At 71.7% G+C, this 13,018-nt stretch carries 9 protein-coding genes; 6 read left to right on the top strand and 3 right to left on the bottom strand.

Going from position 1 to position 13,018, the window contains the following annotated elements; translation table 11 throughout:
• Positions 1 to 6 precede the first annotated feature (6 nt).
• Genes ACGFNP_RS53500 through ACGFNP_RS53525 form a run of 6 tightly spaced genes read left to right on the top strand, consistent with a single transcriptional unit; the run spans position 7 to position 8,839 of the window.
• Entirely contained in the window at positions 7 to 1,071 is a 1,065-nt protein-coding gene (locus ACGFNP_RS53500) for a FecCD family ABC transporter permease (RefSeq protein WP_393331720.1), read from the top strand.
• Positions 1,068 to 2,117, top strand: a complete 1,050-nt coding sequence (locus tag ACGFNP_RS53505; protein ID WP_393331722.1) for a FecCD family ABC transporter permease — start codon at positions 1,068 to 1,070, stop codon at positions 2,115 to 2,117. The genes ACGFNP_RS53500 and ACGFNP_RS53505 overlap by 4 nt, the downstream gene beginning before the upstream one ends.
• A 44-nt stretch (positions 2,118 to 2,161) precedes the next feature.
• Complete coding sequence (locus ACGFNP_RS53510; protein WP_358321525.1) at positions 2,162 to 2,977, top strand: ABC transporter ATP-binding protein; 816 nt, start codon at positions 2,162 to 2,164, stop codon at positions 2,975 to 2,977.
• A 7-nt stretch (positions 2,978 to 2,984) separates the two neighbouring features.
• Positions 2,985 to 4,061, top strand: a complete 1,077-nt coding sequence (locus ACGFNP_RS53515; protein ID WP_393331725.1) for a C45 family autoproteolytic acyltransferase/hydolase — start codon at positions 2,985 to 2,987, stop codon at positions 4,059 to 4,061.
• The gene (locus tag ACGFNP_RS53520) at positions 4,058 to 7,255 is read left to right on the top strand and encodes an amidohydrolase family protein (RefSeq protein WP_393331728.1); all 3,198 of its coding nucleotides are present in this window, start codon (positions 4,058 to 4,060) and stop codon (positions 7,253 to 7,255) included. The genes ACGFNP_RS53515 and ACGFNP_RS53520 overlap by 4 nt, the downstream gene beginning before the upstream one ends.
• A gap of 45 nt (positions 7,256 to 7,300) precedes the next feature.
• Positions 7,301 to 8,839, top strand: coding sequence for an FAD-dependent oxidoreductase (locus tag ACGFNP_RS53525; RefSeq protein ID WP_358321534.1), 1,539 nt, complete (start codon positions 7,301 to 7,303; stop codon positions 8,837 to 8,839).
• 73 nt (positions 8,840 to 8,912) lie between these two features.
• On the opposite strand, the gene ACGFNP_RS53530 is transcribed toward ACGFNP_RS53525, so the two are convergent.
• Genes ACGFNP_RS53530 through ACGFNP_RS53540 form a run of 3 tightly spaced genes read right to left on the bottom strand, consistent with a single transcriptional unit; the run spans position 8,913 to position 13,017 of the window.
• Entirely contained in the window at positions 8,913 to 9,155 is a 243-nt protein-coding gene (locus tag ACGFNP_RS53530; protein ID WP_358321537.1) for a hypothetical protein, read from the bottom strand.
• A gap of 44 nt (positions 9,156 to 9,199) precedes the next feature.
• Positions 9,200 to 11,434, bottom strand: a complete 2,235-nt coding sequence (locus tag ACGFNP_RS53535) for a hypothetical protein (protein ID WP_393331733.1) — start codon at positions 11,432 to 11,434, stop codon at positions 9,200 to 9,202.
• Positions 11,431 to 13,017, bottom strand: coding sequence for a peroxidase family protein (locus ACGFNP_RS53540; RefSeq protein ID WP_358321543.1), 1,587 nt, complete (start codon positions 13,015 to 13,017; stop codon positions 11,431 to 11,433). Before ACGFNP_RS53540 ends, ACGFNP_RS53535 begins: the two co-directional genes overlap by 4 nt.
• Between the last annotated feature and the right edge of the window lies 1 nt (position 13,018).

Consider the following 13,018-nt stretch of genomic DNA (forward strand, 5'->3'; position numbering starts at 1 on the left):
CGCCGCATGAGCGCGACCACCGTGCGACGCTCCGTCCGCCGTGACCAGGCCCCGCCTCGCCGGGGACTGGTCGGCGGGCTGGGGCGCCCCCTCTGCCTGGCGATCGCGATCGCCGTGCTGGCCGCAATCGCCCTGGCCAGCCTGGTGCTGGGCTCCCGGCACCTGCCGATGGGCACCGCCTACGACGCGCTCCTGCGTTACGACCCCACGGACGAGGCCCAGGCCGTCATCCACTCCCTGCGCGTCCCGCGGACGATCATCGGGCTGCTCGCCGGGCTGGCGCTCGGGCTCGCGGGGGCCGTGATGCAGGGGGTGTCCCGCAACCCGCTGGCCGACCCGGGCATCCTCGGCGTCAACGCCGGTGCCGCGCTCGCGGTGCTGACGGCGGTGCACTTCCTCGGTGTCACGACCCTGCTCGGCTACGTGTGGTTCGCCTTCGCCGGCGCCGGGGTCGCGGTGGTGATCGTGTACCTCATCTCCAGTCTCGGCAGGGACGGCGCGACCCCGGTGAAGCTGGCGCTGGCGGGCACGGCGGTGACGGCTCTGCTGGCCTCCTTCACCACCCTCGTCCAGCTGCTCGACGTCAGGACCATGGACGCCTACCGTGCCTGGTCCGTCGGGTCGCTCGCGGGACGCGGGGCCGACGTCGCCGCCGAGGTGTGGCCCTTCGTCGCCGTGGGCGCCGTGCTGGCGCTGGCCGGTGGCCGCGTGCTCAACACGCTCGCCCTGGGTGACGACGTGGCCCGTTCGCTGGGCCAGAACGTGACGCGGGCCCGCATCGTCTGCGGCGTGGCGATCATGATTCTGGCGGGCGCCGCCACGGCCGCGGCGGGACCCATCGTCTTCGTCGGCCTGACCGTGCCGCATATCGCCCGGGCGATCGTCGGCCCGGACTACCGCTGGGTCCTGCCGTACAGCGCGGTGCTGGCCCCCATCCTGCTCCTGGTCGCCGACATCGTGGGCCGGCTGGCCGTGGCGCCGGCCGAGCTGCAGGTCGGCATCGTGACGGCCCTGCTCGGCGCCCCGGTGTTCATCGCCCTGGTCCGTCGCAAGAACCTGGCCTCGCTATGACAGCTCCGGCACTGTCCGAGGCCGTCGCCTCGGTGTCGCGTACCCGGGGCCGCGTCGCCGGCAGGAGGCGCGCGGTCACCGTCGCCCTCGCGCTGGCGGCCGTGCTGGCGTTCTGCTTGAGCCTGTCCATCGGCGACTTCACCATCTCGGTCCTGCGCGTCCTGCCCGCGGTGTTCGGCGCGGGCGACGGCGGCGAGGTGTTCGTCGTCCAGTCGCTACGCCTGCCGAGGGCGTTGCTCGCCGTACTCGTCGGCGCCGCGTTCGGCATGTCGGGCGCGGTCTTCCAGTCGCTGGCGCGCAACCCGCTGGCCAGCCCGGACATCCTCGGGATCACCGCGGGCGGCAGCCTGGCCGCGGTGATCGGGCTGACCCTGCTGGGGCTGAGCGGCCTGCCGCTCTCCCTGGCCGCGACGGCCGGCGCGCTGCTGACCGCGGCCCTCATCTACGCCTTCGCCTACCGGCGCGGGCTGTCGAGCTACCGCCTGGTCCTGGTTGGCATCGGCGTCGGGGCGGTCGCGCTGGCGCTGACGCAGTTCTTCTGGACCCGCGCGCACACCCACGACGCGGCCTCCGCCGCGCTGTGGCTGAGCGGCAGCCTCAACGGGCGCGGCTGGGAGAACATCGAGCCCATCGCGCTGATGCTCCTGGTGCTGGTCCCGGGCACGCTCGCCCTCGGCAAGCAGCTCAACGTGCTCGAACTCGGCGACGACTCCGCGACGGCCGTCGGCGTGTCCGTCCAGCGGTCCCGGCTGCTGCTGCTCGTGGTGGGGGTGGCGCTGGCCGGAGCCGGGATCGGCGCGGCCGGTCCGGTGGCCTTCGTGGCGTTCGTCTCCGCGCCCATCGCCCGGCGACTGTCGCGCTCACCGGGCCCCGCGCTCCTGCCGGCCGCCCTGATTGGTTCCGTCCTCGTCGCGGTGGCCGACCTGATCGGGCGCATGGCCCTGTCCAGCACCGAGGTCTCCGTCGGCATCATCACCGGCATCATCGGCGCCCCCTACCTGCTGTGGCTGCTGGCCACGACGAACAGCTCAGGACAAGGAGATTGACGGCGATGCCCTCCTCCCGACTGCCTTCCTCCCAAGTGGATCCCATGACGCCCGCGCAGCCGTCCGACGCGCAACAGTTGCGCGGCCACCACCTCAGGCTCGGCTACGACGGCGCCGACATCGTCGGCGACCTGTGCATCGACATCCCGCCCGGGAAGATCACCGTGCTCGTCGGCGCCAACGCGTGCGGCAAGTCGACGACGCTGCGGGCGCTGGCGCGGCTGCTCAAACCCCGCGGCGGCGCCGTCACGCTGGACGGCAAGGCGATCCACGAGATGCCGTCCAAACAGCTCGCCACCAGGATCGGCATCCTCCCGCAGACGCCCACCGCGCCCGAGGGCATCACGGTGACCGACCTGGTGTGCCGTGGCAGGTATCCGCACCAGAAGTGGTTCCGGCAGTGGACCGACGAGGACGAGCGGGTGGTCGCCTGGGCGCTGGCGGCCACCGGCACCGCGGAGATCGCGGGGCGGGCGGTCGACGAACTGTCGGGCGGGCAGCGGCAGCGCGTGTGGATCGCGATGGCGCTGGCCCAGGAGACGGGCATCCTCATGCTCGACGAACCCACCACCTACCTCGACGTACACCACCAAATAGACGTGCTGGACCTGCTGGTACAGCTCAACCGCGAGGAGGGACGGACCATCGCCGTCGTCCTGCACGACCTGAACCTGGCGTGCCGATACGCCCACCATCTCATCGCCATGCGCAAGGGGGAGATCATCGCCCAGGGCGAGCCGAGCGAGATCGTCAACGAGGAGCTGGTGGAGGCGGTGTTCGGCCTGAAGTCGAAGGTGATCCCCGACCCGGTCTCGCAGACCCCCATGGTGGTGCCCATCGGCCGCCACCTGCGCTTCTGAGCCGCCGATGTCCATCAACTTCCACCATTCGGACGAACGCGACCCGCTGGCCCGCGGTCTCGGCATCGGGAACCGCTGGCGCGACCAGATCCTCGGCACGGCCAAGGACTACACGTGGCTGTTCGAGGCGGCCGGGCTCGACCCGCGCACCGTGCGCGCGATCGCCGAGGACAGCTACGAGCATCTGCGCGCCTGGGCTCCCGAGCTGGCGGCGGAGATCACCGGCATCGCCCGCGGCACCGGGCTGCGGCTGTGGGAGGTCGCCGCGCTCAACAGCCGGACCGAGATCCTGGTCAGAGGCGCCATCGCCGGACTGAAGGAGTGTACGAGCGCGGTGTGGCTGCCGCCCGGCGAACCGCCCAGAGCGCTGCAGACCTGGGACTGGATCCCCTCGATCAGCAACTTCACCGTCCTGCGGCACCTCTCCCCCGAGGACCTGACGGTCGCGACGTTCGCCGAGAACGGCGTGCTGGGCAAGGCGGGCGTCAACAGCTCCGGGCTCGGGCTGCTGTTCACCCTGCTGTGCCACACCTCCGACGGCACGGCCGAGGGCGTACCCATCCACGCGGTCGCCAGGCGCGTCCTCGACACGGCGAGATCCGTGGCCGACGCGGTGGACATCGTCCGCTCGGCCCGGGTCTCGGCGTCGGCCTCGTTCACGGTGGTCGCCTGGGACGGGCAGGCCGCGGACGGCGCCACGCTGGAGATCTCGCCCGCCGGGGTCGTGGTGCTCCCGCCGGAGGAGGGCTTCCTGCTGCACACCAACCACTTCCTCGACCCGGGGCTCGCGCCCGGGGACCGGCTCGCGGCCATCGGGGACGACACGCTCCCCCGCCTGGCGGAGCTGCGCGAGCGCAGGCAGGTACTTACCGGGGCGAGCCGTACCGAATGGGCGCGCGGACTGGTCTGCCACTGGGCGGACGGCGCGCCGATCTGCGCCCACCCGCGTTCGGGAGCGCCGGTGACCGACCGATGGGAGACCAAGATGATGATCAGCTTCGACCTCGATCGGCGCTGCCTGGTGCTGCAGGAGGGCGGCCCCTGCGGCGCCACCGAGGACGGCTGGACGGAGGTCGCCGTATGAGCTGGGACGTCACCACGACGGGACAGCCCACCCGCGAGGTCTCCTTCACCACCACCGAGGGCACCTGGATGAGCGTCTCGGTCAGCCCCGACGGCGAGACCATCGTGTTCGACCTGCTCGGCGACCTCTACTCCATCCCCTCGGCGGGCGGCACGGCGACGCTGCTCCAGGGTGGCCCCGCGATGCACCGCATGCCGTCCGTCAGCCCCGACGGCACGGAGATCCTCTACCTGAGTGACGCCGACGGGTTCGACAACGTGTGGTCCTGCGCCCTCGACGGATCGAACCCGCGGCAACTCACCTGGGAGACCGACGCGATCCTGACCGACCCCATCTGGGGTCCCGGTGGGCGCGGCGTGATCGCGCCGACGATCTTCCGGGCGCACCGCAAGCTCTTCTCCTCGCAGATCCGCCTGTTCGAGGCCCCGGGCCAGGGCGGCGCACGCAGCGGGCGGCTGCTGGTGGACGTGCCATCGAGCGGGCGGGACGTCCTGGAGCCCGCGCTGTCCCCGGACGGCGCCTGGCTGTACTACAGCGAGCGGCTCGTCAATCCCAAGATCTACGTGGACGCCAACCACGCCAACTTCGCCATCCGGCGGCGCAGGCTGGAGGACGGGCACACCGATACCGTCGTGGGCGGGTTCGGCGGGGCCATCCGCGCCGCGCTCTCGCCCGACGGCAGACGGCTCGCCTTCATCCGGCGCGTCATGGACAAGACGGTGCTGTTCTGCCTGGACCTCACCGACGGCCGGCAGCGTCCGGTCTTCGACGGCCTCGACCGCGACAACCAGGCGGTCTGGGAGATCCAGGGCAACTACTACCCGAGGTTCTCCTGGTTTCCCGACAGCCGTCACGTCGCCATCTGGGCGGGCGGCGGACTGCGGCGGATCGACGTCGGCAGCGGCGAGAGCACCGCGATCCCGTTCACCGCGGAGTGCCACCACACGCTCGTCGAGCCGGTCCGCGTCCGCCACGATCTGGCGCCGGACAAGGTGGTGGCCCGCGCGGTGCGGCACCTGGCCGTCGCGCCCGGCGGGCAGGAGGTGGCGTTCACCGCGCTGGGCCGCCTGTGGCACACCACGCGCGGCAAGGACACCGTGACGCCCGTCGGCGACCACGCCCCGCACGCGACGGAACCGGCCTTCAGCCGCGACGGCCGCCTGCTCGCCTACGTGGAATGGGACGACGAACGGGGCAGCACGCTGCGCCGCTGCCCACGAGACCGCTGGGACGAGACCACCGAGGTCACCGCCTGCTCCGGCGTCATGCGGCAGCCCACGTTCAGCCCCGACGGGAGGCTGATCGCCTACCGGCTGCAGGAGCACGACGTCCAGCTCGGCGGTTCACGCTCGCGCCCCGGCCTGTACGTGGTGGACAGCGGCGGCGGCGAACCCCGCTACCTGGCCCCCGCGGACGACGCGCCCGTCTTCAGCCCGGACGGCTCCAGGATTTACGCCACGATCACCGACAGCTCGGGCACCGAGCCCGTCGAGGTGCTCGTCAGCGTCGACCTGCTCGGCGGCAACCGCAGAGTGCACGCCCGTACGGCGGACGCCGACACCTACGAGCTGCGCCTGAGCCCGGACCGCGCCTGGCTGGCCTTCAGGCACGCCAGCGAGTACTACGTCATCCCCTACCGCGAGACCGGCCACGAGCTCCTCATCACACCGGCCACCGCCGAGGTGCCCTGCCACCGGCTCACCGAACACGGCGGGTACGCGCTGGCCTGGGCGGCGGACAGCGCCAGCCTGCACTGGGCGGTCGGCCCCGACCTGCACGTACGGGAGACCGGCGCGTGGAAATCGCCCCGGGCCTCCTCCCCCGTGGACCTCACGGTGGACGCCGACGTGCCCGGCGGGTGCGTGGCGCTGACCGGCGGCACCGTGATCACGATGCGCGGCGATGTGGTGCACCGCCCGGGAACGGTCGTCGTCCGCGGCAACCGCATCGTCGCGGTCGGCGGCGAGGTGCCCGTGCCGGAGGACGCCACGGTGATCGACTGCACGGGGATGACCCTGATGCCCGGCCTCATCGACGGCCACGGGCACATCGACGGCAGCACGGACAACGGCGTGACACCGCAGAAGCAGGCGGCCAGGTTCGCCGCCCTGGCCTTTGGCGTCACCACGAACTTCGACCCCTTCTCCTCCGAACTGCCGAACTTCGAGAGCACCGAGACCACCCAGGCCGGCCTGACGGTCGGACCCCGCTGGATCGGCACCGGCTCGGCCATCCACGGCCGCCCGCACAACGTCTTCCACCTCTACAGCCCGATCGACACGTACGAGGACGCGGAAGGCGTGATCAAGCGGAAGAAGGCGCTCGGCGCGCTGAGCGTCAAGAGCTACAAGTGGCCCGCGCGGCGCCACCGGCAGATGCTGGTCAAGGCCGCCCGTGAGCACGGCGTCAACATCGTGGTCGAGGGCGAGACGCACTTCTACCACAACATCAGCATGATCCTGGACGGCCACACCAACCTGGAGCACAACCTGCCCGTGGCCACCTGCTACGACGACGTGGTCCAGCTCATGGCCCTGGCCGGGGTTTCCAACACGCCCACGCTCATCGTGGCCTTCGGGGAGTTGTTCGGCGAGAACTACATGTACCAGCGGACCGAGGTGTGGAAGGACCCCCGGATCCGCACCTATGTCCAGGCGTGCCTGAGCGGGTACAGCCCGCTGAACACGCCGTACGAGGCCCCTCCCTACGCCCGGGCCATGACCACGATCCACGTGGCCGACGAGCTGTACGACATCGGGGTCCTGGCGGTGTCCCGCTCGGTCAACCGGCTGGACCAGGCGGGGGTGCGGATCAACGCCGGCTCCCACGGCGAGGTCCCCGGCATGGCCATGCACTGGGAGATGGCGCTGCTCGCCGAGGGCGGCATGCCACCGCACCGGGTGCTGCGGGCGGCCACGATCAACGTGGCCGAGAGCCTCGGCGTGGACCACCAGCTCGGCTCACTGGAGCCGGGCAAGCTCGCCGACCTGATCGTCATGCGCGAGAACCCGCTGGAGGACATCGGCAACTCGACGACCGTGACGATGACGATGGTCAACGGGCGCCTGTATGACGCCTACTCGCTCGACGAGCTGGCGCCGCGCCGCAGGCTCAGAACCAGGTTCTACTGGGAGACCCAGGACACCCACGGCATCGACTGGTGCGAGGCCTGGGGCGGCGGCTGCTGCCCCTGACCCGGCAGGGCGTACCCCTTGGCAAACTCATCACTTAGAGCAATCATGTACTTGCTTTACGTGACGATGAAGGAGTGTGACGTCCTGGAGAAGATGTCGAAACCGCTGGGTTCGGCCATGCCCGCGGAGCTGGCGGACGCGGGAGTGCCGAGACCGAGTCACGACCTCAGAGTGCCGGCCGACCTGGTCGCGACCGCCGAGCACGGACTGGCCGCCGGCGGCCGGCCCCGCAAACGCGTACTCATCATCGGGGGCGGGATGGCCGGTCTGGTCGCCGCCTACGAGCTGATGCGGCAGGGCCACGAGCCCGTCGTTCTGGAGGCCCAGCAGCGGGTCGGCGGGCGCGTGCTCACCCTGCGGGGATTCGCGCCCGGCCTGTACGCCGAGGCGGGCGCGATGCGGATCCCGCGCGTGCACGACCTCACGCTCGCCTACTGCGCGAAGTTCGGGCTGGCCCTGCGCCCGTTCGTCATGGGCAACCCCCGCACCCTGGCCTACATCCAGGGCGTCAGGACCACGATCCAGGAGCTCAACGACAACCCCGAGATCGTCGACTTCGGCCTGGCCGAGCACGAGCGCGGTCGCACCTACGAGGACCTGTGGCGCACCGCCACTCAGGAGATTCACGACCTGTACGCCCAGGAGGGCGAGAACGCGCTCGACCGCATCTGCGCCGAGTACGACCGCTACTCCATCCGCAGCTTCCTGCGCGAGCGCGGATTCTCCGAGGGGGCCATCGAGCTCTACGGCGTCATGAGCTTCCGGGAGGCCAACCTCAACGCGGCGGTCATCGAGCAGTTCCGCGAGATCATCGGGCGGGCGTTCGAAGACATGCAGGAGATCGAGGGCGGCGCCGACCGGCTGCCGGACGCCTTCTACCGGGAGCTGCGCAACCACATCCGGTTCGGCCACGAGGTCACCGCCATCGAGCAGGACGACCACTCGGTCACCTTGCACCTCAGGACGGGCTCGGGCAAGACCACACTCACCGGCGACTACGCCATCTGCACGATTCCGTTCTCGGTGCTGCGTGACGTCGAGGCCAGGCCCGCCTTCTCCCGCCGCAAGCAGCGCGCCATCCGCGAGCTGAACTACAACGCCTCCACCAAGATCCTCTTTCAGGTACGGCGGCCGTTCTGGGAGCAGAGCGATGGCATCGTCGGCGGCACCACGGTCACCGACCTGCCGATCCGGCGCATCTGCTACCCCTCGCACCCCGGCCCCGGCGACGAGCGTACGGTCCTGCTGGCCAGCTACACCTGGGGGCAGGACGCGCTGCGGTGGGGCGCGATGTCGTCGCAGAAGCGGGTCGACCAGGCGCTCGAGGACGTCGCCAAGATCCACCCCCAGATCCATGACCACTTCGAGTTCGGCGTCACGCACGCCTGGTACAACGATCCCTACGCGGCCGGCGCCTTCGCCCTGTTCGAGCCGCATCAGCAGAGCAACCTGCATGACGCGATCATCGCACCGGAGGGCCGCGTGCACTTCGCGGGCGAGCACTGCTCGCTGTGGCACGCGTGGATCGAGGGCGCGCTGGAGTCGGGGCTGAGCGCGGCACGGGCCATCCACGAGGCCGACTGAGCGCGGCGCGGGCCCGTACGAGAAGACGGTCCGAACCCGGCACAGGCCGGACAACGCGGCGGGTGGGCGCGCGTCAGGGGCGCGCCCGCTCGGCGTACTGGCGCAGGTACGCCGCCGCCGTGGTCAGATCGGCGGCGGCCGTCACACACGCGGCGTGGTGGGCGGTCAGCGCGTCGCGCAGCCAGGGCGGCGCGCCACCGGCGGCCGTCAGCCTGGCCTCGATCTCGCGCAGGCGTACGGCGCAGTCGGCGAGCGCGCGGATATCGGCCTGCAGCATCACGGCGTGGGCGGCGATCGCCGCGGGTTCGGCTGACATCGGTCCTCCGATCAGGGGCCAGCACCAGGACGGCGGCATCCCGGTCAGGGGGTCAGCACCGGGACGGCGGCGTCCCGGAGCGTCTGGTGGGCGGTGGCGGACAGGCACAGCAGCGGGCGGGCGCCGTCGAGGCCCAGCTCGCGAAGCCAGCGCGCCAGCGGATGCGCCGACCGCGGCCCGACCGCCAGCCGCACCCGGGGCACGGGGTGCAGGCGGCCCAGACCGCGGGTCCGTATACATGAGCGCAGCATCGTGTCCGCCGCCCCCCGCGCGTAGCCGACCAGATCGCGATCACTCACGGGCAGCCACGGACCGAGGAGCCCGCGCAGCGTGAGGAGCCGGTCGTCGACCGGACCGACGTCGATGCGCGCGGCCCTGGTGGTGAGCTCGAACTCCAGGGGCGCCAGATACGGCTCGCCGCCCCACAACCGCGGCGCCACGGCCCGGACGGCGTCGTCGTCGAGCACGGAGCCGGCCAGGAAGCTGCCCGAGCGCCGCCGGTCGGCACCGCGCAGCAGATCCGGCCAGACGCGGAGCGACCGCGACCGCCACGGGCCGGGCACCACGATCCCGAGATGGACCTCGCGGTAGCCGCCCACGCTGGTACGCCGGTTCGAGAAGGCGTGCACGGCCACGAGGGCCCGGCCCGCGACCCGCACGGCGGGCCCGAACCCGGTCCCCTCCAGCAGGGCCGCCGCCACCGCCGGGTCCGCGGCGAAGTACGCCGTGAGGGCGCTGCCGTCCTGGCACCTGATCGGCAGCTCGACCGTCCCGTCCGGGCCGTCCACCGCGTAGGTGGGCACGGCGAGGAAGGGAAAACTTTCCGGGTCGGGCGGGCGGTCGGCCAGCAGGTACGCCTGCGAGCGCACGACCGGCCCCCGGTACGGCCCGAGCCGCCCGTCGATCCGGTGCCGCGCCTCGGGCAGGTCGTCGGCGATGTTGGCGATGTAGTGCTCGATGCTGTGGCAGAGCGGGAACAGGTGGGTGGAGTCGAAGTAGTCCACCACGTACCAGTCGGGATGCAGGTCGAAGCAGCTGCCCGCGCCCTGGCCGTCGAGGGTGGGGACGATGTCGTGCTGGTTGGTGACGCTGGCGACCCAGGTGCGCGGGTCGGCGGGGTGCTTGAAGTCGACGGGTGAGCCGACCGCGACGGCGTGGGTGACTTTGTAGCGGGCGCAGAAGTCCGCGTCCTGCGCCAGGTTCATGATGGCCGCGCCACCCGCGCTGTGCCCGATGAGCGCCAGCTCGGCGCCCTGGGGCAGGCCGTAGTCGTCGACGGCCTTGGCCAGCGAGCGGCTGTAGGGGCTGCTGTCCAGCACGGCGCTGCTGAAGGCACCGAGCAGGTCCTGGGGTGAGTCGCCGTCCGGCCGTCCCGCCCGCATGCCGGGCGCCTGGACAATGTGGCGTACCACCCCGTCGGGGCCCTCGACGCTCTGAATGAGCATCCGGCCGGTCGTACCGACCACGCTGATGTTGCGCAGGAAGCCGAGCAGCGACCCCTGCGAGCACAGCCGCGCGGATTCGGCGGTCTGCAGGTCGACGCGGCGCGCGGCCCCCTCCCCCGTGTCGAGGGCCGCGACGGCCTTGTTGCTCATGCCGGTGATCGGGTCGGCGGTGGCGTAGCCCTTTCCCGTCGCGATCAGCCAGGCGGTGTCGTCGTTGAGCGGGTTCTCGTCGAGCAGCGCCCGCAGGGCGAGGACCTCGCCGAAGATCGGGGCGAGCCCGCTGAGCGCACGTACCGCGCCACGGTCCTTGAGCAGGGCGCGGAGCGCGCGGATGGCCTCCAGGTCGCGGTCGGCGGCGGCCGCCTCGATGAGCCGGGCCAGCATGGGGTCGCCGGTCAGCTCGGGGTGGTCGACGGCGACGGCGGTGATCCGCAGGCGCAGCGAGGTGGCCAGCACGCGTACGGCCAGGCTCTCCGCGCCGGCCATGCCGCCGAGCTTGGCCGCCAGGGTGCCCAGCCGGCCGCCGGTGACCGCGTACCCGAGGCCCTTGCGGTTGAGGATCGCGCGGAGCAGCGCGCGGTGGGCCAGATAGCCCGGCGAGGGGGCGTGCGGCAGGGCACGGAGCAGGGCGCCGTCGGTGAGCGCGGCCGTGGTGTGGGCCGCCGCCTCCCGGATCGTGACCCCGATGTCGACCAGCTCACGGGCCGCGTCCCGCAGCGGCCCGGCTGCCAGACCGCTCTCCGGCGCTACCGGGCTGGTCGCCCGTGCGACCGGGCCGGTCTCCGGCGGGACAGAGCCGGTGTCCGGCGCGGCCGGGTCGGGGTCCCCGCTCACCGGAGCCCCTTTCGTGCCATGCTGACGAAGCGGGGCCCCGGATCCTCCGGGATGTTGCGGTGCAGTACGTCCGACAGCGTCCGCGTGCTCGCGATGATCCGCATGCCGTGCGGGGAGAAGGTCGCGGCGTTGGACACGCGGGGGGCCAGCAGCGGGTTGGTCAGCGCCTGGGAGAAGGCGTCGATGGCGATGATCTTCGTGAGGAGCGGCGGCAGGATGGCGTCGGGCGCGCCGGGCTCCTCGGCGAACAGGCCGACGTACAGGTCGAGGTCGTCGACGCTGCGGTAGAGCTCCCGTAGTGCCCCGCTGACCCGCTCGTCGCCGGAGACGTGCTCGAATCCGCGCACCCGGGGGAAGCTGCAGTGCTCGCGGTAGCTGTTGTAGGAGGCCAGACCGAGGGTGCGCGAGTCGGTGATGCTGGCCACGTCGACCTCCCGGAGCAGGGGGTCGGTGTTGAACAGCCCGATGCGGCCGGCACGCTGGCGAGAGGCGTCCTCGAAGAGCCGGCCGAGGCCATGCTCGGTGATCAGCGCGCCGCCGAGCAGGGTCCGCTCCATCGGCAGCTCGCTCCCGCCGACCGACAGCCGCGAGGGGATCAGGCTGTGCCAGCGGTAGACGAGGTTGAACTCCACCGAGGCCCAGTTCTCCCGGTGCCAGGGCACGCGGGCCAGCATCGTCGTCAGCCGCGAGTCCAGGGTGAAGCGGAAGTGGTAGGGCGTGATGTGGTTGATGTACTCCTCGACCACCAGCTTGATCAGCAGCACGATGAGGATGTTGCGCGCCGTCTGGAACAGGCGCTCGTCGTCCCAGCGCGGGCAGAGCTGGCCGAGCAGGCGGGCCACCCTGTTGTGCTCGCGCAGGAACAGCACCGTGAGCATGGTGAAGCCGACCTGGATGTTGCCCCGGTCGCTCCCGGTCGCGAACAGCGTGTCGCGCTGCGCGTCGGTGAGCTCCGCGAAGCGGATGACGCTCAGCGGGGCGAACTCCGGTTTGATCTTGCCGTTCTCGCACAGGTAGGGCGGGAACTCCCCGCCGTTGATGAACTGGCTCTTGAGCAGCCCGCCGTCGAACGTACGCAGCGCGGCCGTCGCCTCCTCGCGCAGGCCGTAGAGCTGGTTCAGGTCGATCTGGTGGTTGGAGCTGTTCTTGCGGGGGTCACGCGGGATGTGGGTGTCGCCGCGCAGGAAGCCGTCGGTGAACCACTGGGCGAAGTAGGCGAACAACACCGTGGAGCGTGGGCAGGCGATCATGTTCTCGCCCCGGGTGAACAGGTCGGCGGCCCGCTCGGGCGTGGGCCGGGCGCCCTCGGCCGCCGCGACGGGGGGCATGTGCCGGCCGCTGTAGGTGCGGTCGGTCAGCGAGGCCCATGAGGTGTAGTCGGCCATCGTGCTCAGCGGCTCCGGCCGTGGCGGCATCTCGCGGATCGCGTGGTCGATCAGCATGGCGTTGAGGCGGCGCCGTAGCGGCTGGATGGACTGGACGAGATCCCAGAACGGCCGGCCGTTGGTCAGGGCCAGGAACCTGAGCCGGTTGGCGACCCCGTCGGTGGCGATGGTCCGCGCCGTCGCGTCGCGGTGGGCCATC

The sequence above is a fragment of the Nonomuraea sp. NPDC049269 genome (genome assembly GCF_043197155.1).
Lineage (GTDB): Bacteria > Actinomycetota > Actinomycetes > Streptosporangiales > Streptosporangiaceae > Nonomuraea.